General features: G+C 30.1%; 24 protein-coding genes. 16 read left to right on the top strand and 8 right to left on the bottom strand.

The window, feature by feature from the left end; genetic code table 11:
* The first annotated feature begins 50 nt into the window (after positions 1-50).
* The 3 genes from GXK56_RS20340 to GXK56_RS20330 all read left to right on the top strand — a co-directional run bounded on the left by GXK56_RS20340 (position 51) and on the right by GXK56_RS20330 (position 4,373).
* Positions 51-1,160 carry a DNA (cytosine-5-)-methyltransferase gene (locus GXK56_RS20340; RefSeq protein ID WP_160690838.1) on the top strand — a complete coding sequence of 370 codons (1,110 nt, stop codon included), beginning with the start codon at positions 51-53 and terminating at the stop codon, positions 1,158-1,160.
* 47 nt (positions 1,161-1,207) lie between these two features.
* The gene (locus GXK56_RS20335; protein ID WP_160690836.1) at positions 1,208-2,002 is read left to right on the top strand and encodes a class I SAM-dependent methyltransferase; all 795 of its coding nucleotides are present in this window, start codon (positions 1,208-1,210) and stop codon (positions 2,000-2,002) included.
* Between the two features lie 262 nt (positions 2,003-2,264).
* Positions 2,265-4,373 carry a methyl-accepting chemotaxis protein gene (locus tag GXK56_RS20330; protein WP_160690834.1) on the top strand — a complete coding sequence of 703 codons (2,109 nt, stop codon included), beginning with the start codon at positions 2,265-2,267 and terminating at the stop codon, positions 4,371-4,373.
* 597 nt (positions 4,374-4,970) lie between these two features.
* Here the strand turns inward: GXK56_RS20330 and GXK56_RS20325 are convergent.
* Positions 4,971-5,591 carry a DUF3267 domain-containing protein gene (locus GXK56_RS20325; protein WP_160690832.1) on the bottom strand — a complete coding sequence of 207 codons (621 nt, stop codon included), beginning with the start codon at positions 5,589-5,591 and terminating at the stop codon, positions 4,971-4,973.
* Between the two features lie 311 nt (positions 5,592-5,902).
* On the opposite strand from GXK56_RS20325, the gene GXK56_RS20320 reads away from it, so the two are divergent.
* Positions 5,903-6,586 (top strand): Crp/Fnr family transcriptional regulator, encoded by a 684-nt coding sequence (locus tag GXK56_RS20320; protein WP_160690830.1) that lies wholly within the window; start codon positions 5,903-5,905, stop codon positions 6,584-6,586.
* A 433-nt stretch (positions 6,587-7,019) separates the two neighbouring features.
* On the opposite strand, the gene GXK56_RS20315 is transcribed toward GXK56_RS20320, so the two are convergent.
* A complete protein-coding gene (locus GXK56_RS20315; protein WP_160690828.1) occupies positions 7,020-7,547 on the bottom strand; it encodes a flavodoxin family protein in 528 nt (175 codons plus the stop codon).
* 40 nt (positions 7,548-7,587) lie between these two features.
* On the opposite strand from GXK56_RS20315, the gene GXK56_RS20310 reads away from it, so the two are divergent.
* The 5 genes from GXK56_RS20310 (at position 7,588) to GXK56_RS20290 (ending at position 10,600) form a co-directional block, all read left to right on the top strand.
* Positions 7,588-7,782: a hypothetical protein gene (locus GXK56_RS20310; RefSeq protein ID WP_160690826.1), complete on the top strand. Its 195-nt coding sequence runs from the start codon at positions 7,588-7,590 to the stop codon at positions 7,780-7,782.
* A gap of 65 nt (positions 7,783-7,847) precedes the next feature.
* A complete protein-coding gene (locus GXK56_RS20305) occupies positions 7,848-8,360 on the top strand; it encodes a cupin domain-containing protein (RefSeq protein WP_160690824.1) in 513 nt (170 codons plus the stop codon).
* A 126-nt stretch (positions 8,361-8,486) separates the two neighbouring features.
* The gene (locus tag GXK56_RS20300) at positions 8,487-9,386 is read left to right on the top strand and encodes a YafY family protein (RefSeq protein ID WP_160690822.1); all 900 of its coding nucleotides are present in this window, start codon (positions 8,487-8,489) and stop codon (positions 9,384-9,386) included.
* Between the two features lie 9 nt (positions 9,387-9,395).
* Entirely contained in the window at positions 9,396-10,274 is an 879-nt protein-coding gene (locus tag GXK56_RS20295) for a hypothetical protein (protein WP_160690820.1), read from the top strand.
* Positions 10,275-10,315: 41 nt separating this feature from the next.
* Complete coding sequence (locus GXK56_RS20290) at positions 10,316-10,600, top strand: GNAT family N-acetyltransferase (RefSeq protein ID WP_160690818.1); 285 nt, start codon at positions 10,316-10,318, stop codon at positions 10,598-10,600.
* Positions 10,601-10,830: 230 nt separating this feature from the next.
* On the opposite strand, the gene GXK56_RS20285 is transcribed toward GXK56_RS20290, so the two are convergent.
* The 6 genes from GXK56_RS20285 to GXK56_RS20260 form a co-directional block, all read right to left on the bottom strand.
* Positions 10,831-11,388, bottom strand: coding sequence for an HAD-IA family hydrolase (locus GXK56_RS20285; protein ID WP_243156197.1), 558 nt, complete (start codon positions 11,386-11,388; stop codon positions 10,831-10,833).
* Between the two features lie 131 nt (positions 11,389-11,519).
* The gene (locus tag GXK56_RS20280; protein WP_160690816.1) at positions 11,520-12,146 is read right to left on the bottom strand and encodes a hypothetical protein; all 627 of its coding nucleotides are present in this window, start codon (positions 12,144-12,146) and stop codon (positions 11,520-11,522) included.
* A gap of 269 nt (positions 12,147-12,415) precedes the next feature.
* Positions 12,416-15,007 carry an FtsX-like permease family protein gene (locus tag GXK56_RS20275; protein WP_160690814.1) on the bottom strand — a complete coding sequence of 864 codons (2,592 nt, stop codon included), beginning with the start codon at positions 15,005-15,007 and terminating at the stop codon, positions 12,416-12,418.
* Positions 15,004-15,687, bottom strand: a complete 684-nt coding sequence (locus GXK56_RS20270; protein WP_160690812.1) for an ABC transporter ATP-binding protein — start codon at positions 15,685-15,687, stop codon at positions 15,004-15,006. Before GXK56_RS20270 ends, GXK56_RS20275 begins: the two co-directional genes overlap by 4 nt.
* A gap of 82 nt (positions 15,688-15,769) precedes the next feature.
* Positions 15,770-16,759: a HAMP domain-containing sensor histidine kinase gene (locus tag GXK56_RS20265; protein WP_160690810.1), complete on the bottom strand. Its 990-nt coding sequence runs from the start codon at positions 16,757-16,759 to the stop codon at positions 15,770-15,772.
* Positions 16,746-17,432: a response regulator transcription factor gene (locus GXK56_RS20260; RefSeq protein ID WP_160690808.1), complete on the bottom strand. Its 687-nt coding sequence runs from the start codon at positions 17,430-17,432 to the stop codon at positions 16,746-16,748. Before GXK56_RS20260 ends, GXK56_RS20265 begins: the two co-directional genes overlap by 14 nt.
* A gap of 353 nt (positions 17,433-17,785) precedes the next feature.
* Between GXK56_RS20260 and GXK56_RS20255 the strand changes: the two genes are divergently transcribed.
* The 7 genes from GXK56_RS20255 (at position 17,786) to GXK56_RS20225 (ending at position 24,666) form a co-directional block, all read left to right on the top strand.
* Positions 17,786-19,336, top strand: coding sequence for a diguanylate cyclase (locus tag GXK56_RS20255; RefSeq protein ID WP_160690805.1), 1,551 nt, complete (start codon positions 17,786-17,788; stop codon positions 19,334-19,336).
* Between the two features lie 141 nt (positions 19,337-19,477).
* Positions 19,478-20,092 carry a cyclic nucleotide-binding domain-containing protein gene (locus GXK56_RS20250; RefSeq protein WP_160690803.1) on the top strand — a complete coding sequence of 205 codons (615 nt, stop codon included), beginning with the start codon at positions 19,478-19,480 and terminating at the stop codon, positions 20,090-20,092.
* A 219-nt stretch (positions 20,093-20,311) separates the two neighbouring features.
* Positions 20,312-22,036, top strand: coding sequence for a methyl-accepting chemotaxis protein (locus tag GXK56_RS20245; protein ID WP_160690801.1), 1,725 nt, complete (start codon positions 20,312-20,314; stop codon positions 22,034-22,036).
* A 266-nt stretch (positions 22,037-22,302) separates the two neighbouring features.
* Entirely contained in the window at positions 22,303-23,145 is an 843-nt protein-coding gene (locus tag GXK56_RS20240; protein WP_160690799.1) for an AraC family transcriptional regulator, read from the top strand.
* Positions 23,135-24,082 carry a DMT family transporter gene (locus GXK56_RS20235; protein ID WP_160690797.1) on the top strand — a complete coding sequence of 316 codons (948 nt, stop codon included), beginning with the start codon at positions 23,135-23,137 and terminating at the stop codon, positions 24,080-24,082. Before GXK56_RS20240 ends, GXK56_RS20235 begins: the two co-directional genes overlap by 11 nt.
* Positions 24,042-24,368, top strand: coding sequence for a DUF2000 domain-containing protein (locus GXK56_RS20230; RefSeq protein ID WP_160690795.1), 327 nt, complete (start codon positions 24,042-24,044; stop codon positions 24,366-24,368). Before GXK56_RS20235 ends, GXK56_RS20230 begins: the two co-directional genes overlap by 41 nt.
* A 64-nt stretch (positions 24,369-24,432) precedes the next feature.
* A complete protein-coding gene (locus GXK56_RS20225; RefSeq protein ID WP_160690793.1) occupies positions 24,433-24,666 on the top strand; it encodes a MerR family transcriptional regulator in 234 nt (77 codons plus the stop codon).
* The last annotated feature ends 201 nt before the right edge of the window (positions 24,667-24,867 follow it).

Genomic DNA, 24,867 nt, shown 5'->3' with positions numbered 1-24,867 from the left:
AAGATATATGCTGTGATACAATTTTATTATTGAAAGAAGAGGTGATGATTTTGAGTATAAAGATTAAAATTGCGGAATTGAGAAAGATGAAGAAGGTGAGTCAGCAGGAACTAGCAGATTATTTAGGAGTTACTTTTCAGTCCGTAAGTAAATGGGAGACAAAAACTACCTTACCAGATATAACATTATTGCCGCTAATTGCAGAATATTTTGGAGTTTCAGTAGATGAGGTGCTGGGACTTAAGCCAATTAAGTCTGCTGCGTATCAACCAAGAGATACTGATAATAGAGATAACTGGGTTGGTAGAGAAAATATCTTTAACAATCGTAAGTTCTTTTGGAATGAAGAATATTTACTTCATTTAATAAAGGAAGTATGGAAAATAGAAAAGCCAATTGATGTTATAGAAATACGTTGTGGAAATGGTGAATTGGGAAAGATTATAATGCCTTTGCTTCCAAAGGGAAGTACATATACCGGAGTTGATACTAAGTATTTTATTGAAAAGGCAAGAAAGAACATGGAGCAGGAAATTTATAAAGTGTCCTTTGTAGAATCTGATATTTATGATTTAAATACAAAAACTAAATACGATTTTTGTATTTGTGAAGCAACTTTAAGGCATATGAATAAGCCACTTGAAGTCATTAAAAAAATGAAGGCTTCTGTAAAAGATAATGGACTGGTTGTTTGTGTGGAAATCAATAGAGAAATAGAAAATGTAGGTTTGTATGTAGATGGAATGGACTACAACGAATTATGTACTTCTTTTGATTGGCATAAATTATGGCTTAAAGAATTAGAAAAAGAAGGGCGAGATTATGGAATAGGAATGCGAGTACCATTTTATATGAAGGAGATAGGCTTAAAAGACATAGATGTTAGAATGAATGATAAAGTATCTTTTGTAACACCAGATTGCGAAAATTATTCTAAATTATGTGAAGAATTTGCAGCCTTAAGAGGCTTTGATAAGATGATAAAAGGTGATGATAAAGAGCAGACAATCGAATTTTTTATGAGTAGAGGATATACAAGGAATGAGATGGAAAGGTATTGTGAATTTCATAATTTAATGGTACGACAGTTTAAACAAAAAAATGGACAGCTTTCATTTCTACAGTTATTTGGCTTTCTTATTTCATATGGAAGAAAGTAAGGTATTAAAAAACTTTGTAACAATTATGAATAGAAAAGGAGAAGAGTATGGAATTTGATGTGAAAAAAGAAAGTGAAATGTTTGATAAGGCAGCAGAATATTATGATATATATAGACCAAGTTATCCAAAGGAAATCATAGAAGCATTTGTAAATAATGCAGATCTGAATAAAGATTCAAAAACATTAGAAATTGGTGCAGGAAGTGGAAAAGCTACAGAATTGTTTAAAGATTATGGTTTTTCTATAAATTGCATCGAATTAGGAGAAAATTTAGTGCGTAATGGAAAAATCAAATTTGAAAATTATTCAAATATAAATTTTCAATGTGGTAGATTTGAAGAATTAGCTGAGACTGAGGCGAAATACAATGCTATTTTTGCAGCTCAGGCATTTCATTGGATTACCCAACCGCTTGGATATGAAAAGTGTGCAAAATTATTGAAAAATGGTGGTTATTTAGCACCTTTTTGGAATATGTATTTATACGATGAAAGCGAAGAGAGTAGAGAATTGATAGAACTGTCAAGAAAGTATGGTGGAATTGCTGACTTCGTAAATATAAGACAAGCAGAAGAAAGAATAGAGAACATATCTAGTGAAATTGAAAATAGCGGACTATTTTACAGACCTATCGTATATAAACATTTTTGGAAAATGGAATATACAGCTGATGAGTATTATGGATTTGCTTTAACAGGAAATCATTTTTTGCAATTACCAAAGGAGATTAAAGAAAATGCACATAAAGATTTGATTAAACATGCAAATAAATTTGGAGGAAAGATAGTTCGACCATATTTATGTGTGCTTTATTTGGCAAAGTTGAGAGAAGAACTTTGAAATTTTAACAAACTATATTAGAAGATTTATTGAATAATATATGTATATATAAAAATGCAGTCATTAATTGGCTGCATTTTTATATGCATAAATTAATCAAATAGTTATGAAATAATAAATAAAAAGCTAAATTAAGCAATTGTTAAAAAAATATTGAATAATAGTAAAATTCGATAAAATACAACAAAAAATTTAAAATAAGTGATATAATTATTTAAAAAGTTATAATAGGTAATTGTTATCTGGAGAAAGGGAGAGGTGTATGTTCAAAAAATTAAAATTAGGAACCAAGATAAGTATAATAATTGGAGTGTTGATTCTTCTATGTTATTTAGGTGTATTTGCAAGTATATTAGTTCAAGTGAAAGCTAAAAGTATAAGTGATAGTGAGACTTTAGCAAAGGAGGTTTCGTTGTCATATGCAACCCAAATAACTTCTAATTTTAAGCAATTAGAAATTGTAGGAAAAGGTTTAAGAGATGAAGTTATTAATCAAAAAAAGCTAGGTTTACAAAATAGAGAGTTAGTTATTGAAATACAAAAACAAATATTAAATACAAATCCAGAGATCTTCGGGGTAACGGTTGCCTTTGAAGCAAATGAATTTGATGGAAAAGATCAATTGTATGCAGGACAAAAAGAATACTCAGAAAATGGAATGTTTATACCATATGCCAGCAGAGGTGGAAATGGAATAGTAGTAGAGGCAGCATATAATGAAGAAACTGATATGACTTGGTATAATAAACCTAAGGAATTAAAAGGGACTTATATTACGGAACCAACAATTTATACTGTTAATGGGAAGGATGTATCAATGATATCCTTGGCTATGCCTATAATAGATAGTAATGGGAAGTTTCTTGGTGTAATTTCCTTAGATTACAAACTAGACACATTAGAGAAGATTATATTAGAAAAGACACCACTTGGCGGAAGCGTTGAATTAATATCAAATCAAGGAATTTATGTTGCTAGTGGAGAAGAACAAACCTTAAAAATGAAGGATGCAAAGCAAAATAGCGACATATGGGCAAAAATAATAAGTGAAACTTCACAAGGTAAAGAATTTTATACATATGGGAATAAAGTAACAACAGGTAAAGAAGTTTTAATGGTGGCATATCCAGTAAATTTAGAAAATACAAAAACAAATTGGATTTTATGCAGTCAAATCCCTAAAGAAAAAATATTAGAAAGTTATAACAAGGTATTTAACATTATTATTGTTTCAGCAATTGTATCATTATTAATTGTAATATTTGCAATACATATTGTAATTAAAAGAATGACAAAAGATATAAAATATGCAGAAATGAAAATGGGATTACTAGCGGAAGGAAATCTTGCAATAGAGCTTGAAGCTAAATATTTAGAGAGAAAAGATGAAATTGGTAATATGTTTAAATCAATTGCCAATATGCAAAAATCTTTTAAAGAAATAATTACTGGAGTTAAAAATGAATGTGATATAGTACTTGATTCAGTAAATGTTACTAAAGAAAAAATAGATGATTTAAATACAAAAATTTCTGATGTATCTGCAACTACAGAAGAATTATCAGCTAGTATGGAAGAAACAGCTGCTTCTTCAGAAGAAGTAAATGCTTCAACAACAAAGATGAAATCACTAATACATACAATTGGAGGAACTGTAGAAAATGGGGCGAGTATAGCAAAAGAAATTGAAGAGAGAGCAATAAAGCTTAAATCAGAGGCTATAAGATCACAAGAAGAATCAAATATAGTAACTTCAAAAATAAAAGAAAGCTTAAAAGTTGCCTTAGAAAAGTCCAATTCGGTAAATAAAATAAATGAATTAACATCAAGAATATTAGAAATTACAGAACAAACAAACTTATTAGCATTAAATGCAGCAATAGAATCAGCTAGAGCCGGAGAAGCTGGTAAAGGATTTGCAGTTGTAGCCGATGAAATAAGAAAACTTGCTGAAACTTCAAAGGAAACAGCAATAGAAATTCAACATATTAATAAAGAGGTAGTTGCAGCAGTAAATGACTTAAAAGATACTTCAAATGAAGTAGTTAATTTTATTGGAACTCAAGTGGCAGAAGATTATAATAAACTGGTAGATACAGGGGAACAATATAAAAATGATTCTATGATATTTAATCAATTGGTTGAAAGTATAGGAGAAACATCAGATAAGCTTATTAATTCAACTGGAGATATTATTAATGCTATAGATGAAGTATCTCAAGCAACAAATGAAGGGGCAACAGGCACAACTATAATTGCAAATAAGTCAAATGAAGTCGTTAATTTAACAGAAGAAGTTGTAGGACAAACCTATAAGACTAAAGAATGTGTGGATAATCTTTTAGAAGCTGTATCTATATTTAAATTATAGAGTTGATATGTAGGTTAAATATTTTAGAGTTGACATAGTTAAAGTTAGATGGGTAGAAGCCGAAATTATTGAATTGAGTTTATTTTAAAACATATAGGATAAATTCGACAATGTATATTATATATTATGTGATATTACCTCGAATAATAATAATATGAGTTATTAAATACAAAAAAAAACTGGTAATTTGTTTTATGATTTCTTTTGCTAAAATTGGTTATAGAATATATACTTTTATTTAGAATAAAAAGCCAATTAAGTAGAAATAGGAGTTATTATGAGGAAAATAAAATGTTTTATACTTAAGTTCAATATAATCTTAAGAAAGTGTTTACTCAATCTTGCTTTAATGATAGCTTCACCTAGAAACAAGGTGATTTTAGTCTTATCTCAGAATTTGGACAAGTACATTACATTGGAGCAAAAAGTTTTATATATGGAATATAATTTGGAGTAAGTTAGTTTTAAGCATTTAGAAGAAATTAAGCTATGGAATATAAGAAGACTGTAGAATTTGTGAGAAAAGCAAATTCTACAGTCTTATTTAGTTGTTTAAGGATTAGACAAATTAACAGGGCTAATTCTTATAATAAGAAGTTACTTGAAATATGTTTCAAACCCATTATTCACAATGTATGAACCACTTGGAACTTGAATTCCCACAATAAATATGTTTAAGCAATCAACACATGACCCCATTGCATTTATTAAACATAGAAATATTGTGAACCCATTTAAGCAGCCCAAAATATTGAGAATGAAAGGTAATATAACTGATAACAAAATAAAAGGCATAACAGAAATAATTAGAAATCTGCCCTTTTTGATTTTTTCAGTAGTGTAAACAAATCCGACAAATGAATTAATACCCCAATATATTTTATCTGATTTTAATACATTAGGTATAAAACAGGCATGAAGAAATTCATGTATTGACATAAATATAAAAATGGTGACAATATACACTATCATAGTATACAAATTTCCTTCCAATGTAATGTTAAAGCCATCCTTACTGCTGTTAAAAAATTCTTTAAATGGAGGATATAAATAAAATACAATAACCATAAAAATAAATCCATTTATGAGCATAAAAGGTACTGATAATAAAATTGCCATACCTAAATTAGCTGGCTCATTTAGTTTTTTCCATCCATCTGATATTAGTTTGTTGCTTAACTCTTTATCGGAAGTGGGGATTTTTTTTATATATTTCATTAATAACAGTCCTTTCGCAGAATATAAATAATATTTGTTACACAACACATATTACTATTGTTTATTAGATTATAGTAATATATAAAACTTATTGTAACATAATTTACAAAATACCACACATGCTATATATTGGATCTCTATTTTTATAATGTTTCACTTTAGTATATTTCACTATATGTACATGTTCTTTCCTATATTTAATAGTTTACTTTATACATCTTATGAATATGTTGCACTTGCAACATATTCATAAGATGGTAAAATAGAGAATGAACGCTTTTGAGTGGAATAAATTTCGGAGGTTCTAAGTTATGCAAAATTTCTGCAAAGAATATATTCCAGATTTACAGTCCATGTATTTGTTCAATGGCATAGGGCATAATGAAATGGAGTTAATGCTGAATTGTCTTGGAGCATATATAAAAGAATGTAAAAAAGATGAATGTGTTATTTTATGTGAAGATACTGTAGATTTTGTGGGAATTATATTATCAGGGAAAGTTGATATGATTCGAGAAGATTTATGGGGCAATAGAACGCTACTGGTATCTATGGGAAAAGGAGAGCTATTTGGCGAGAGTTTTTCTTGTGGAACTGCTAGAAATGCAACAGTATCATTTTGGACTTCTATGGACTCAAAAATTTTGTATTTGTCATTTAGTCAAGTTATGCAATCCTGCTCTATGGCATGCAAATTTCATCATAGATTAATCGAAAATATGGTAATGCTAATTGCGAAAAAAAATGTGGCGTTAATGAATAAGGTAGATATATTATCCAAGAAGACGTTACGGGAAAAAATCTCAACTTATTTATTACAAGAGGCAGGGAAACAGAATAATCCTTATTTTGATATTACTTTAGGCCGTGTACAATTAGCAGAATACCTTTGTGCAGATCGAAGCGCATTGACAAGAGAATTAAATAAGATGCGAAATGAAGGCTTGATTGACTATGATAAGAATTCGTTTCATATTTTAAAAAGTTTGGAATAAAATAGGCACCTATAAAAAGAGTGGCTATGCCACAATTCGGAACTTCTCACATATAAAAAGAGCAGCTATGCTGCAATACGGATCATTTCACCTATAAAAAGAGTGGTTATGCCACAATTCGGAACTTTCCACATATAAAAAGAGCAGCTATGCACTTCTGAAAGGAGTAGCTATGCTACAATGCTGAACTTTCCTGCAATAAGGAGTTTTTCTACAACGGGGAACTTAAATTTAGGTAAGAGGTAATAAGTAAAAAGTAAGAAGTAATAATTATTGATGAAATTCCTTAAGTGGATTTCTAAAAAATATTTTTGTTGAAAATCTGAAGGCTTTTCTTCCTTAACTTTTACTTCTTATTTATTAACTAACCGGCAAATATATAAATTAATTAGAATTTATATAGTTAGAAGTTTTACTTTTTTATGTAATAAACTTAATTGCTTAAATCTTCTAAGTATGAGTTTAAAAAATCAATAGCATTTTTAATATCAGTTTTATTTGGATGGTTTCGGGATTCCATATGTCTTGCATATCCGTCATCATTTAGATGATGTGGGTGATCAACAGGAAGTTTTCTTCGACGTTCTGTGCTAGATGGAGATACAGCTCCCTGGCTTAGAAAAACATCTATACATAAGTTTCCATCATTGATATATTCGGTAACATTTTTTTTGACTTTATTACCATAATCGGAATCTGGATAATGACCACATGTACCAATAGCAAGGAAAGGTGTATTTTTGTATTGAGCTAACAGTTTTTTACTGTTATCATCTAGTGAGGTACGTCTGCACCAAAAGCAAAGAATGTAAAATTGTGCATTAGTAGGAGTTTTCATTATCATACAAGAATCCTGCATGATTACGGAATAATTTTTCAGTTCTAAATCATTTTTTATAGCATCAGCAATTTTCTGAGTATTTCCAGTGAGAGAGGATACAAATATAGCAATATCTTTCAAAATTAATATCTCCTTTTTAATAAATGTTCATAGTTATTTTATGAAAAAAGAAGCATCTATAACGTTGCCTACGCAACATGACAGGTGTTTTTTTTATTATATTTCCCATCTACATCATAGATGTGGAACATTAGAAGAGGGAGAACCTGCAGATATTAAAACAATATTCATGGATGATTACAGGAAAGAATTAAAAGTAACTGCTTTTTATGATAATAAAACAATATATAAATAGGGCAGCACATTTTTAAAAACAAAAACATATTATAATTTTGAAATAATATAGAAGGATGAAAGAATATGGAGAATAATGATAATTGGGGTTATCTGAATTCTTATTTTAGATATGTGCCATATAATGAACTCTTTGATGAAATGGAGTGTGATTCAAGAGCTGATATGGGAAGTAGTAAACAGATTACATTGCAAGATCATGGACCAGAACCTTATGCAGTTAACATTGATGTAGCTACTAAGCAAAATAATAATTATCGTACAGCATTATGGACAGGAACTCATCTTCAGGTTACTTTAATGAGCATTAAGGTTGGTGAGGATATAGGTTTAGAAATTCATCCAAACATTGATCAATTCATACGAATTGAAGATGGACAAGGAATGGTTAGAATGGGAAAAAGCAAAGACAATTTAGATTTTCAAGGAAGAGTACGTGATGGTTTTGCAATAATGATACCTGCTGGTACTTGGCATAATGTTGTAAATACAGGTAATAAACCTCTTAAACTATATTCTATCTATGCACCACCTCAACATCCTCAAGGTGTAGTTCAAGTAAATAAAACTGCTGATTAAATTTAAATATTTAATATTAAGAATGGCCTATTAATTATAGTAGATCATTCTTATTTTTTGTATTATTATTTAAACATGACATTACTTGTCAGGTTGTACCTATATAATGATAAATGAGGGATAAACATGAAGAATGAGCGATTATTTCAAATTGTCAACTTATTGATTCAAAATAAAGTGCTTACTGCTAAGGAATTGGCAGAGAAAGTAGGAGTTTCTTTACGGACAATATATCGGGATGTTGATTCATTATCAATACTAGGAATTCCAATTTACACTTTGCAAGGAAAGTCTGGTGGAATTGCTATTATGGAGGACTATAAAATTGACAAAGCAGTTTTAACAGAGGAAGAGAGAGATACAATTTTGCTTGCACTGGAGAATTTTCAATTACCAGAGAAAAATATAGGCGCTTTACTAGAAAAACTAGGGGCACTATTTCAAAAAGAAAATCCAGATTGGATGGAAATTGATTTTACGAGATGGGGAAAAGAGAAAAAAGATACTAATAAGTTTGATTACCTTAAAAAAGCATTGCTGAATCATATTGAAATGAAGATTTCTTATTGTAGTTATAAGGGAGAAGATGAGCGAAATATTTATCCGTTGAAGCTTATATATAAGTCAAAAGAATGGTACATTTGGGCTTATTGCTTGAAAGCAGAAGATTATCGATTGTTTAAAGTAAATCGCATATTAAAGTATTCATTGACAATGGTAGAATTTGATAAAAGGAAATATACAAAAAAAATTTGTTTTTCAGAAGAGGAATCTGAAGATATGGTCAACATAATATTAAAATTTAATTCTAGTGTTGGTTTTCGAATCTATGATGAATTTGTGACGGAAGTGATTAGAAAAAATGATGTAGGCGATTATATTGTAACAGCAAAGATTCCAAGAGGAGCTTGGATATATGGATATATATTATCTTTTGGAAATCAAGTAGAAGTGCTAGCCCCTCAAAGTGTTAGAGAAGAAATAAAAAAACTTGGAGAAAGTATTGGAAAATTGTATGAAAGGTAGGAAGAGTATATGGAACAACAAAAGCGAGTGGTTGAATGGTTATTAGAAGATAAAAATCCAGAGGTTAAGCTTAGAACATTAAAAGAATTCCATGAGTATGACAATGATCATGGAGACGTGATCGTAGCAAAACAACAATTACTTCAATCTCCATTATATGAAAAGGCAATGGAAAATCTTAAAGGTGATAAAAAATGGGGTAAATATGATGCACTAACATGCTTTGCAGAATGGGGCCTAACGCGAGAAGACATAGATATTGATAATTATGTGTTCGCGTTAATAGAAGAGACTGGTTTTAAAATGATGTGTGGAGAAGGGCTACTGTTAAGGAATTTGGTGAAATTGGGATATTATATAGAGCCTATTGTAAAAGAAGAAGTAAATGCCATGTTCTTGAAACTAAAAAGTGATGGTGGATTCGGCTGCATTAGTAAAAATAAGAAAATAAATGATCCTGCAAAGGAGCATAAAAGCTGTGTAAAAATAACGCTTGGATATCTTTTGTTATTGGCGGAGCTAAAATTACAGAATGTGAATATGGAATGTGAGCAGCTGTTAGTTAATTACTTTACAAGACGAAAGCTTTTTTATCGCACTGATGATATGAATACAATTATGGTACCGGTTATGGCTGAAACATTTTATCCACTTGATGCTATTCAGATAGGTGCACAAAATCTTATGTATGCACTAGCAATTTTAGGACAAGGCAATAGTGCTGCTGTTGCAGAGGGCTGGAAGTATTTAAATTTAAAGAAAGATTCGGAGGGTAGGTATAAATTATCAAAAACAAAGACAGTACCTGCATTTAAACCAGGGATGAAAAATAAGCCTAATAAGTGGATAACGTTGTATGCATTGCTCACTGAAAAGCAGTATAATTAGATTAGATGTAATTTAATTATCATAAAGGAGAAATTAATAGTATGGAAATAAAAAGAGGAGTAAATAAATTTTATATTGGAGATACAGAAGAAGATCCTTTAGCACAAATAATACTAAGTGATATTGAGAAAAATATAATAAAAATTGAACATACTTATGTGTATGAACAATTGAAAGGCAAAGGCGCAGGCAAGCAATTAGTAAAAAAAGTTGTAGAATTTGCAATTAGTAATAATAAAAAAGTAGATCCAATATGTAGTTTTGCAAAAAAAGAATTTGATAATAATAAGGAATATGAGTGTGTTTTATACAATAAAAATAAATAAGATATAGGAATAAGTTATTTTCCATAGATAAGTCATTTTTACAAAATGTTGTGATAGATTCCCAAATGTGAATGATTTCTGCAAAAAATCAATTTAGTTTAATTATATTAATAGAAAGGAATAATTAAACTAAATTGTTTTTTGTTTGCATAAATGTAAGTTTGCTAAACTTATAAAACAGAAAAGAAAAAATATTAAATTTAAATATTAAAATAATCCAATTGAATAAATTACACTATATCCAAAAGCTCTGAAATATCACATATAGTATACTTGGAATATGTACATGTAATATTTTTATGGTATTGATAAAAACAAGCGTCAATTCCACTATTAATTGCTCCTTGTATATCAGAAGTAGGGCTATCCCCAACCATTAATATTGAATTTTTAGGAGCTTCAGATAAATTTTTTATACAAAAGTCAAAGAAATAAGTGGAAGGCTTTTCATACTTTATTATTTCAGATATAAAATGTCCATCAAACAAGTTGATTATGCCTGCATTTGATAAACGCTTCATTTGAGTTGAGTATACTCCGTTTGATGCTGAATATATTCTTTTATCCATTTCCTTTAATTTCATTAAGGTATATTCTGCATTAGGAATAAGAGCAGAAGAATTATCAAGATAAAACCTGTACTTTTTTTCTATTTCCTTTCCATCAACTTGTATACCATATATCTTGAAAAATTCCCTGAAGCGAGTATTAAGAACAGTTTCTTTAGAAATTTCACCTTGCTCAAGTTTGTGCCATAAAGAGTGATTGATTTCTTTATATTTTTCCAATAACTCATCTGTGTAGGTTAATCCTGTTTCTTCAAGGACTTTTTGAAGCTATCTTTTTCAGCATAATTAAAATCTAAAATAGTATTGTCTAAGTCCATTAAAATAATATCATACATAATTATCGTCTCCTTTTATATAAGTTTTTTATGATAATAATATGCGAAGCCCATTAATCGGGAGAGTAGTAAAAAACTAATAATAGTTCCTTCTCTTATATAAAGAGTGTGGTTAGTTATTAAAGTTAGTATTATTGTAGTAAGCATAAAGAAAATATCAAAGCTCATTCTTATTACTGTTAAACTATATCTGAGCTTTTCACCTAATACAAGGCATAAACTTTCAAGAGGAAACTTGATGATTTCCATAGCAAGAATTCCACCTAAGCTAATAGAAGCCAAGCCAAGTCCAATCATAAATGTAACTAATCTAAAAACATAAGATTCAATTACAAAATTATTTAAAATGAAATAAATAAATAAGTTGATTATATATCCATTTGCTATAGTAGCAATTATTTGAATAATATCATAGCGACTTAAGTTGGATTTTCTAATAATAAGATAGATTATAAAAAATAATAAATTTAATAAGTTTAGGAAAGTTCCAATCTCTAAATTTAAAAGATCAGCCATTAACAAAGAAAAGGCATTAAGCATACTTTGACCAATTCCAGCCTTAATTTGCAGAGAAATTCCTAAACCAAGCATTAAAAATAGTAATGCTGAGTATAAAGTTTTTTTTATATATTGATTATTCATTTTATTTCACCTCAGAATTTCAATTGTTTTATATGAGTATGATAAAATGAAATAAGAAAATTTTATATGAGAAATATCATATTTATAAGAAAAATATGAGGTTTTTAATAAGAAAATATTATTGTTAATATTAAAAAGTGGAAAGAAAATGTATAGTTTTTTTGATTATCTATTGCCTAAGAATGTGTATATATAATAAAAACGGCGATACATCTAAGATATCGCCGTATGTCTAGATTTTAGCTACAAAACATCATCATAGTTTTGAATTAAGTCATATCATCCCGAAGTGCGTCAATTATATTTTCTTTTTTTATCTTGCTAGTGGCATATAGCATTGTAATGAAGACTATAAAGAGTACGCTGATCACACTGATTGCCATACTAGCCCAAGGAAATACAAAATCGAAGTTGTCTAACCTTTCTACGGTCACCAACCCTTTGTAAATAAGCCACGAGATAATTCCCGATATTGGATGCCCAAATAGCAATGTCCTCATGCCATAAAAAATACACTCAAAATTCATCATCTTTTGGAAATCCCGTTCAGACATACCAACAGAGCGTAGCATAGCAAGCTCCCTTTTGCGCAGTTTGATATTTGTTGAAATAGTGTTGAACACATTGGCAACTGCAATTAGCGAAATCATGATAACAAAAACATAGGTGAAAACATCAATTACAAATGTGATACTACGGTATTGTTCAACTAGTGCATGTACATTGTATAGGGTATACGCAGACATAATCCCAGAGTTCTTAATCATTGTTTCCAGTTTAGACACTGATTGGGAAGGATTTTTTGAGAGAAAGTCCACACCAATATAATCATGGATATCTTGGATTTCAAACTTATCCTTAAGAGAATATGGAGCTACAATCATAAAAACGCATGATTTCTTATGAGAAAAATCCTCTGAAATTGGGTCAACTGGGTACGTATCAACAAGGGTAATGTTTAAGGTTTGTATTTGTTTCATAATTGATTTATCATTTGCTTCAGGAGATACACTAAAAGTAATGGAATTACTCTTAAACATATCAAATGCTTCAATGGATCCGTCCTCCTTATCATACCCCTGTTTGGCCAAAGCAATCATTTTGGCGTTTTGTCCTGTATATTCTTCTTGTGAAAAGCCTAATGACTTTACAAAATTCAGATATTTACTATCGTCAATAAACTGTATATCCACTGGTAGATTAATTGTTTGATCCAGATCAGTATAGCCTGAATATTCTCTATAACGGTCTGAAAAGTTACTTACTTTAACCGCACATGAATATGGGAAAATGACTTGGTAGGTGCTTTCGTAAATCCCATCTGCGGTTTTTAGTTTGTTGTAAAGTGAGTACATTTCGCTGTCGTTTATGTCTTTCGTGCTAAGACGAATGTCATAGTCAAATTTTGTTATAAGCTGTTCTGAAAGCCGTTTTAGAGTTGTCCCAAAAGCATTTCCAGATACAAACAAAATGACGCTTAAAACAAGAGATAGTATAATACTGCGATAGCGTTTTTTATTTCTCTTAAAATTCTTTAGTGCAAGAGTTCCCTCCAAACCGTAAATACGCTGAGAGAGTTTTGATGTTTTCAAAGCTTTCGATTGGGTTTTGACCTCATTTGTCTGGCGAATACTATCCATAACTGGAGTATTCGCAGCTTTCCTAGCCGGGATATAGGCTGAAATCAAAATGGTAACCAAACTGATCACAGCTGCCGCAATAATGGCGGGTACAGACAGTGACAAGGTTAAAGGAACAGTGCTTTGTTGCATAATGTTGCTAAAATTTCCTGAAACAATAGGAATTACAAGCGCAATACTGCCTATTCCCACCACAACTCCAATGGGGATTCCAATTGCACCAATGCAAATTCCCTCAAAGAGCACTGAATTCCGAAGTTGCTTTGGCGTAGCTCCAACAGATGAAAGAATCCCGAACTGCCGTGTACGTTCGTTCAGTGAGATATTGAACGAGTTATAAATAAGAAAAATTGAACCTAACATTATTATGGCAATCAAAATGCCGCCAACTGTATATAAAAGCGCGTTGAACAGTTTGTTATCAGAAACACCCATAAATTGCAATACATTATCGTTAAAGACATAAGCTCCTGCACCAGCTGTGTTTTTTGCGTAAGCATGAACTCCCCGTGGGTTTTTCAGGGTGACAAATATGCTAAAGCTGTCCGCTTGGTCTTGAGTATCTGCTTTTGTTATCAAAGTGTATCCAGGTGCAGAATGTTCTTCGAAACCAGGTCTTTCGCAGATACCAACAACTGTGTAGGTTTTCTTAGCTTTTGGTACAAGAGTTTCTTTAACATTCCCAGACTCTCCTCCAGAAATGTAAGGGTCGTGTTGACCGAAATTTTTGTTTCCATCCATACGGCTTCCAACAGCAAGTGAAATCGTGTCTCCAACTTTGAAGCTAACGCCACCTTTGATAGCGACATGGGATGGGACAAGAATCTCACTACTGTTTTCTGGCAGCCTGCCTGACCTTAGAATTAAGGGCAAGGTATCAAAGGCTTCCTTGGTGAATCCAGCAATAAAAAGATATGGCTTTTCTGGACTTTTCCCTCCATCAAGAGTTGCATAGCCGATATTTTCAAAGGCTGCGGTGTTTGAAACTCCATTGTCGTGGGTTCGCTCCTGCATGAAAGAGGAATCAACATCTAAAAACTCAACGTGCCAACCGCCATGGTTCGCAATAGCACCGTTTATCAGATAATTTAGCAGGGAAGTGCCAAAGGTAGCGACTGCTGTAATCATAGCAGCGGACAGAACAACTCCAATAATTGTTACAATTGTTCGTGTCCGGCTTTTTTTCATACTTTGCAGGGTAATTTTGTTGAAAATATTCATGATTTCACCCTCTCATCTCTTACTACTTTGCCATCTGATATGCCGATAATCCGATCTGCTTGTAGAGCGATATTTTCATCATGTGTGACTATGATAAGGGTCTGATTATATTTGTTATGGCTTTCTTTTAGAAGCTTTATAATTTCATGTCCATTTCGGCTATCTAAACTACCTGTTGGTTCATCAGCAAGCATGACTGCTGGGGCATTCATCAAAGCACGTCCTATAGAAACACGTTGCTGCTGACCACCAGAAAGCTGATTTGGTAAATGGTTCTTTCTGTCCTTTAGGCCAAGCAGTTCAAGCAGTTCATCAAGCCTATTCTTGTTGACTCTTCGCTTGTCCATCAGTATAGGTAATGTGATGTTTTCCACTACATTCAAAGTGGGGATAAGGTTGTGAAACTGGTATATTAACCCAACCTGACGTCTACGAAAGATAGCAAGCTTTTCATTATTTTGGGCATATACATCCTGACCATCTAAATATACTTTTCCACTTGTTGGGACGTCAACACCTCCAATAATGTGAAGTAATGTAGATTTACCAGAACCAGAGGAGCCTATAATTGCAGTAAACTCCCCCTTTTCAATTGTAAGGGAAACATGGTCAAGAGCGGTAACCTGATTTTCACCTTTGCCATACACCTTACATAAATTTTCTATTTTTAAAAACTCCATTATGTGAGCCTCCTTTTTAATGTTCTACCCATATAATAGAACTTTAAACTTACATTTCTGTGACTTTAAGGTGAGAGATTTGTCACTTTGGGAAGCGAATCGAAAATATAGCACCACCCTGTGGATGATTTTTAGCGGTGATTGTTCCTCCTTGACGTGTTATAATCATCTTGCAAAGGGCTAAGCCGATTCCATATCCTGTTGCACCTGTATTTTTTCCGCGATAAAACCTATTAAATAGGTTGGGTAAATCTTCTTTTTTAAAGCCAGCACCATTATCGTGAATGGTAAGTTCGGTAAACAATGGGTTGTCCACAGCAACGATCTCAAGCTTTCCGTTTTCTCCTGCGCTTTCCATGCAATTTTTGAGGATATTTTGAATTGCTTCAGAAAGCCAACCTGAATCCCCTTGAATAATCATTCCTTTCGATACGTCTATTTGATAGTCAATATTATGCAGTTCCATTGGGATTAGAAAAGGACGAATTGCAGTAAGTATTAAGTTGTTGACATCTATCTGCTCGCTTTTAAACATTACAATGCCTGCATCTAACCGTGATAATTTTAATAGAGAATTAAGCAGCCAATCCATCTGTACAAATAATTCTTTTGTTTCTCGTATCAAGGCTTTCCGTTCATTTTCGTCAGAGTTATTCTCTAATAATGACAGGATAAGGTTCACAGATGTGAGGGGAGTACGGAGTTGATGTGCTATATCAGCTAGCGAATCAGCAAGATGTTCTTTTTCTTTTTTCAGTGTTTGGTTTTGTTCTCGAATACGCAGCGTCATTTTTGTTATCTCGCTTTGCAAAATAGAAAGTTCTCCTTCCTCAGATTCGCCGATATAGAGATAGTCCTCATTATGAAGCACAAGATCAATTTGATCTGAAATCTGAGCAATGCTTTTATATCTGGCTTTGGTAAATGCAAAAAACGATGTTCCAAAGGCAGCGGCAGAAGAAATGGCAAGGATTCCAGCTGACGTATTGATTACAAATCCTAGTATTACAGTGGTGGCAGCTATTAAGGAAAATAAAATTGCAAACTGACGAAATTCTCTATTCCGAAGCATATTCGTCCCCCAATCTATATCCAGTTCCGCGAACTGTCAAAATGATTTTCGGGCTTGTAGGGTTATCTTCAATTTTCTCACGTAGGCGTTTTATGTACACTGTTAATGTATTATCATTGACAAATTCGCCAGCAGCGTCCCATAATTCATCCAGTAGTCTGCTTCTTGTGATAATACTTTTTGGGTTGCTAATAAAAACCAAAAGCAAGCGATATTCTAATGCTGAAAGAAAAACTTCGATGCCATCCTTTTTCACTACGCCGCTTGCTATATCTACATGAAGATCGCAGATTTTAAAAGCCGATGGAGAACGTCCGCTTTTTCGGAGGGCAGTTCCAATTCTTGCAATTAATTCACGTGGACGAAAAGGCTTGGTTATATAGTCATCTGCGCCTATGTTAAGTCCAGTAACAACACTTGCTTCATCGCCAGAAGCCGTCAGAAAGATAACTGGAATACCCTGTGTTTCTTTAATTTCTGTGCAAACTGTAAAGCCATTTCCATCAGGCAAAGAAATATCAATAAGCGCCAAGTCAAATTTATTACCAATAAATGCAGCAAGAGCTTCACTTCGAGTAGGAGCATGAGTGACTATAAATCCCTCTGAGCGTAGTAAAAGTATAAGATTTTTAGCAATTGCCTTATCGTCCTCAACTAAAAATATATGTTTCATTTATTTTCACCATCCTTTATTGCTATATAATATATACGCAACACATCTATAGGTATATTGTATTTCCTTTGACAGAAATATACAAGTTCAGTTCCAAAGCAGTAAGGATAACTCGTCTTATGAGTGCTTGATTGTACAGCAATTTTTATTAAGTTCATTTTATTATTTTATAGCAGTTAATTTACATTTTGTGTATTTTTTAATAGACTTTAGACTTTTAAGCTAAGAATTTTAGCTCATATTGAGAAATGTGAGGACAAGGGAAGAAAAATGTAGAAAATACTCATAATTATAGATATAATAATATTAGTATAATTTGGTATAAACCATAAAAATAAAAATGAGGTATATGTATGGATTATGTTAGTTTATTTTCATCGGTGTCACTTGTTTCTGTATATATATATGTGTATATTGGTATTTACACTTTTAGACAGAATAAAAAATCAATTGTTAACAGAGTTTTTCTTTTGTTATGTATAAGCTATGCTATTTGGTCATTTGCATATGCTTTCGCATATGTATCTAATAACCAATATGTTTTTTCAATATGGAATAAAATTTCAGCCATAGGATGGTGTAGTTTCAGCGCTATTACCTTATATTTAGTCCTTTTAATTACAGAGAAAAAAATTATTAATAAAAGAATAGTCAAAGTTGCTATCTTTTCTCCAGCAATTATATTTTTTTATATGGCAGTGTTCTTATTTGGAGTGGATATTAATACTTCACCATTAATAACGGATATTTTTTATATTGGTGATTTTTTATATAATTTTATGTTCCTAATCATTAGTATAATAATTATATTTATTTGGGGATTAAAAAGTGATAGTAAAAGGGTAAAATATCAATCAAAGATATTAGTTTTATCAAGTATAATACCATTTTGCCTAAACTTAATAACGCAAACTATAATGCCATTATTTGGAATTGAGAACTTCCCATTAATGGGCCAATTGTATTCTGTTATTATGATAATAGGCAATTATATAGTAATTACGAAATATAAGTTTTTAAGGATGCCTGAAAAATTTTTAGTAGAAGAAATTGAAAATGAAATGATGGATATGATTATTTTAGTAAATAATAAATTTGAGATTATTAGAGTTTCTTCACATACTTTATGTATGTTGAATTTTGAAAAAAGTGAAATACTTAATAAAAACATAAATGCATTATTTAATGAAAATATTATTGGGCAAATTTACAAAAACAATAATTTCAAAGAATTAATAAAATACAATGACATAGAAATGATAGGTAACAATGATAAAAGAATTCCAACAAACATTACTTTCATACCTGTTTATGATAATAAATTTGATGATTTTCTAGGTGCAGCTCTTGTTATACAAGATATTAGTATAGAATATGAATTGAGAAAAAAAAATGAACAATTACAGGAAAAGACTATTAGAGATGGTTTAACTAAACTTTATAATCATAAATATTCAATGGAAATAATTGAAAAAGAATTGAGTAAGCTTAATTTAGGAGAAAATAAAAAAGAACTATCATTAATGATGATTGATATTGATTATTTTAAGAAGGTTAATGACACTCATGGTCATTTATTTGGAGATTATGTTTTGGAAACAGTAGCTAACATTTTGCTGAATAATACAAATGATAAGGGGTATGTAGGAAGATTTGGAGGAGAAGAATTTATAATAATACTACCCCAAATTGGAATACATAAAGCATACGACATAGGTGAAAAAATAAGAAATTCAATTGAAAAATATAAATTTAATAATGATCTTAAATTAACAGTAAGTATTGGAATAAAAGAATGTAAAAATGAATCTTCTGTAGAATTGGTTAAAAATGCTGATGATTTATTATACAAAGCTAAACAAAATGGAAGAAATCGAATAGAATATAGTAAAATTAGTGATTAAGGTTAATAATTATAAATGCATTGATTTATAGAAGTGAGGTTCTTGAATCAATGCATTTTGTTATTTTAACTATTTTATATGAATATGATAAAATAGAATAAGAAAAATACGTTAAAATATCATTTTTAGGAGAAGAATAAAATGTTTTTTGATATGGAAATACCATCGATAATATTAGAAAGTGGAAAGAAAAGAACTTTTGAAAAAAATTATAATATCTATAAAATAGACAATAAAATAACACATTGCTATTTTATTTTATCAGGCACCGTTAAAATTTATATAGATCATAAAAATGGAAGGCGTTCAATTCTTGACTTTGCAGGAAAGAGTGATTGGTTGGGGGAACTTTCTTTATTTTGCAAGGAATCTGATATAAAAGAAAATAAAGTTCTTCAAGAGGTTGAATGTTTAGAATTTCATATAGATAAATTAAAAGCATTATGTAGAGAAAATGCAGAAGTATCCTTTTACTTTGCATCATATATTTCAAATAAATTATTAACCAGAAGCTATAGAATGAGTCAAAACTTGAATTATTCCTTGGAAAACAGACTTGCTACTTTTATTCTTCAATATGAGCAAAAAGGTATATATAATATTAATCACACAGATGTTTCTGAATATATGAATGTTAGTTACCGCCATGTACTTTATGTAATTAAACAATTTTGTGAAAATGGAATATTAGAAAAGGATAAGGGAAAAGGATATATTATTTTAGATATAGAAAAATTGAAACAATTGTTAGAGTAAAAATAAACTTAAAAGTAAAGTGCTTAACTATAGTGTGAAGTTAACTTTAATTTTATGTTGTTTTTTATAATAGAAAATGTTCATGAATATAAAAAAGTTTGTAATAATTAACAATATATTGTTAATTATTAGAGATAATTGTCACATATAGAATAATATGTTAAAATATATACGATAAATAGAATATTTACATATAATAAAAGAAATGGGGAGAATGAAATGAGATGGCTAAATAATTTAAAGGTTGGGAGAAAATTATTTTTATTAATTACGTGTGCTATGATAGGATTGTTTGCAGTAAGTGGAACTGGATATTATTCATTATTATCCTCTAATAGAGGTATGGAGATTATGTATAATGAAAGATTAATGTCTAGTGAATGGTTAAATGAAGCAAGAATAGATGCGAAAACTATTATAGCTGATATTTATAAGCTTATGGTAACTACTGATAAAAATGAAAATGTGACTTTAAAGAATGAAATTGATAAAAGTGCAAATGAATTTAATGAGTATATGAATAAATATAAGAGTTTAAAATTGGATTCTTTTGAAACTTCAAAAATAAAAGAAATAGAAGATAATTTATCAAAGTATAGAGAAGGAAGAAAAATTGTTATTAGTTTAGCAGAAGAAAATAAAAATCAGGAAGCTTACGAATATTATCAAAAAAATGTGGATGCATATGTTCAAGCATTTATGAAGGGCCTAGTTGAATTAGGAGAACATAATAAACAATTTGCTGAAGGCATAAATAATAAAAATAATGCAGATTTTAAACTTGCAGTAATAATATTTATATGCATAATAGTTGCAGCATCAGTTGTAACAATTTTATTAGGTACATTAATAACTAAAAGAATTGTAAAGAGATTGAATGATTTTGTTCTATTTATGAATAAATTAGCATTAGGTGATTTTTCGGTACAAGTAAGTAATGAAAGTCTTGAAGACAAGAGTGAATTTGGACAAGTTTCGAATTCAGTTGAAAAAATGAGGAAAAATGTTAATGAACTGATAAAAAAATTAGGAGATACATCTAACCAATTAGTAGCTTCTTCTGAGGAATTAACTGCAAGTGCAGAGCAATCAGCTGATGCATCAAATCTTGTTGCTACAGCTGTAACAACAATGGCAGATGGTGCAGATGATCAACTTTCTCTTGCCAATAATACAACTAAAGTGGTTGGAAATATATCTCAAAGAATAAACGTAGTGTCAGAAAATACAAATTCTGTTTCATCATTAACAGATAATGCAAAATCATCAGCAAATGCTGGGGAAGAAGCTGTAGAAAAAGCAATTAACCAAATGAATATAATAGAGAAAAAGACTAATGAAACAGCAATAATTGTCAGTGAACTCGAAGAAAAATCAGAAATGATCGGTAAAATAGTTGATACAATTAATAGTATTTCAGAACAAACAAATTTACTTGCATTAAATGCTGCAATAGAATCTGCAAGAGCAGGGGAAGCAGGAAAAGGCTTTAGTGTAGTAGCAGAAGAAATAAGAAAATTGGCTGAGCAGTCTCAAGAGGCTACAAAAGAAATTGCATTAATAATTAATGACGTTCAAACAAAAACAAATAATGCAGTTTTAGTAATGAGTGAAAATTCTAAAGAAGTAAATACAGGAGCAAAAGTTGTTAATGTTGCAGGAACAAGCTTCCGTGAAATACTTCAAATGATAAATGAAATTTCAAACCAAATTCATAAAATATCAGAATCTATTAATGAAATAAATAATGGAACAAAAGAATCAGTTGATTCAGTAAATAATATTCAAAATATAAGTGTGAAGATAGCTGATGAAGCGCAAACAATATCAGCAGCAGCAGAAGAACAATTAGCATCTGTTGAAGAAATATCTGCATCAAGTAAGCTATTAGCAAAAATGTCAGAAGAGTTAAGAGCGGTTATCGATACATTTAAAGTTAGATAAATCAATAGAAATAAGTAAAGACTATAATAAAAATATACATTAATCATAAAAGCCATGAAGATCTGAAATGATTTTCATGGTTTTTTGAATTGAGAATAGTTGGATTTTACTATTAAGCTGACTTAAATAAAATAAAACTATTAATCTTATAATCTTATGAAGGTTATTTTCAGAACTTTTAGAAAAAGTTGAACAACATCATACAAGAATTAGTTAAAGCTTTATGATATTCTTTAAAACATATAAGAATGAAAGGTGGAAAATGAATGTTAAATGAAATTAGAACTGTTTGTTTTGATACGGAGCTTAATATAGAAGCTTATAATTTTAAAGGTGTCATGCAGAAGTTTCCTAATCACTTTCACGATTACTATGTTATTGGTTTTATTGAAAGAGGAAAAAGGAATTTATCTTGCAAGAACAAACAATTCATTGTAGAAACTGGGGATTTAATATTATTTAATCCTGGCGATATTCATACCTGTGAACAAATTGATGATCAAGCACTGGATTATCGATGTATTAACATTCAAGAAGATGTAATGAAAAAAATTACATTTGAAATAACGGGAAAAGAATATTTGCCTAATTTTAATGAAGTTATTTTATTTCATAACGAACTTGTAGCTTCTTTGCGGGAGTTACATCTTATGATAATGGAAGAGGAGAAAAATTTAAAAAAAGAAGAATTATTTTTATTTATTATTGAACAATTGATAAGAGAATATTCAAACCTAATTTCAGAAGAAAATACAAAGGAAGTTAATAATGAAATTAAGACCGTTTGTGATTTTTTAGAAAATAATTATATGGAAAATATTACGTTAAATCAATTAAGTAATTTAACTGGATTAAATAAATATTATTTGCTACATTCATTTACCAAACAAAAGGGAATATCACCATATAATTATCTTCAAACAATTCGTATTAGTAAAGCAAAGAAGTTGTTAGAAGAGGGCGTTAGTCCAATAGAGGTTGCGTTTAAAACAGGATTTACGGATCAAAGTCATTTTACAAATTTTTTTAAGAAACTAATTGGTTTAACCCCAAAACAATATATGAATATTTTTACTAATAGGTACAGGAGTAAAGAAAATGAGCAATAACAAAATAAAAACTGGACATATATCAGCAGTTATGACCATATTTATTTGGGGAACAACTTTCATTTCAACTAAAGTATTATTAGAAGATTTCACTCCAGTTGAGATTTTGATCTTTAGATTTGTAATTGGGTATATTGCATTATTTTGTTTATGTCCACAGCATTTAAAGAAAGGCTCTCTTAAAGAAGAAATCCTTTTTATGCTAGCAGGATTATCTGGAGTAACGTTGTATTTTTTATTAGAAAACATTGCATTGAGCTATACACTTGCAACTAATGTAGGAGTAATAATTTCAATTGCTCCATTTTTTACATCTATTTTTGCTCATTTGTTTTTAGAAAATGAGAAATTAACCACCAGCTTTTTCGTTGGATTTACAATAGCTTTAATTGGGATAATTCTTATAGAAATTAATGGAGGAGTTGTTTTGAAATTAAATCCTTTTGGGGATATGTTAGCAATACTTGCTGCTGTTTTATGGGCTGTTTACTCTATTTTTATGAAGAAAATAAGTAAATTTCAATATAATACAATTATTTGCACGCGTAAAGTGTTTTATTATGGCTTGATTTTTATGGTCCCTGCTATATTTGTTTTTGATTTTAAGCTTGAATTATATAGATTTACTAATGCATTAAATCTAATGAATATTTTATATTTAGCCTTAGGAGCATCAGCATTATGCTTTGTAACCTGGAATTGGTCTGTTAAAATCTTGGGAGTTGTAAAAACAAGTGTATATATTTATTTGGTACCTGTAATAACCACCTGTGCTTCAGTGCTTATTTTGCATGAAAATATAACTTTAATTTTAATTAGTGGAATTATTCTAACGTTAGCAGGACTTTTTATTTCTGATGGAAAACAAATTATTAGTCTGAGGAGAAAAATGAACAATGAAAGAACAAGATACAAAATGCGTTATAGTAATAAATGAGGACCTTCCTTTAGGTGTTATTGCAAATACTTCAGCAATACTAGGTATTACCTTGGGAAAAAATATTCCTGAATTTGTGGGAGAAGATACATTTGATGCTTCAGGCAAAGATCATTTGGGAATTATTAAAATTCCAGTTCCAATCCTTAAGGGAAATAAAGAAATTTTAAGGAAATTAATACAAGAATTATATACGGAGGCTTATGCAGAGATTATTACAGTTGATTTTTCAGATGTTGCACAATGTTGTAATGTTTATAGTGAATCTAACTTATTTTGTATTTAAATATGTAGTATAATAACTAAATAAAATTTAGACTATGTACATACAGTATAAGGAGAAAATTGATATGGATAAATATTTTACAATAGGTGAAATATCAAAACTATTTAATTTACCAATAAAAACTCTTAGGTATTATGACGAAAGAGGATTGGTTAAACCAGCATATATAAATAAAGAGAATAACTATAGATATTACTCAGTTGAACAGTTTATAGTTTTTGATGTAATTAAAAATTCTAAGAAGATGGGAATGTCTTTAGAAGAAATAAAAAGCATGGGAGTGTCGCAAAATGATTAAATTTTAATCAGAAGAGATACTCCTTTTCGGTTTAAATCGGTAAATTTCTAAATATTTAAAATTCCACATCAATTATTTAAAGATTTCTGCTTTTTAAGCGCACTTAAATAGGCCTAGTTAATTTATTCCATAATTAGGCAGTAGTTTTTAATTCATGAAGATGCTTCTGAGTTCTTTCATTTTGTATTTTAGAATGTAATT

It is taken from the genome of Clostridium sp. C2-6-12, from assembly GCF_009928485.1.
Classification (GTDB): domain Bacteria; phylum Bacillota; class Clostridia; order Clostridiales; family Clostridiaceae; genus Clostridium.
This window is presented reverse-complemented; position numbering and strand designations above follow the sequence as displayed.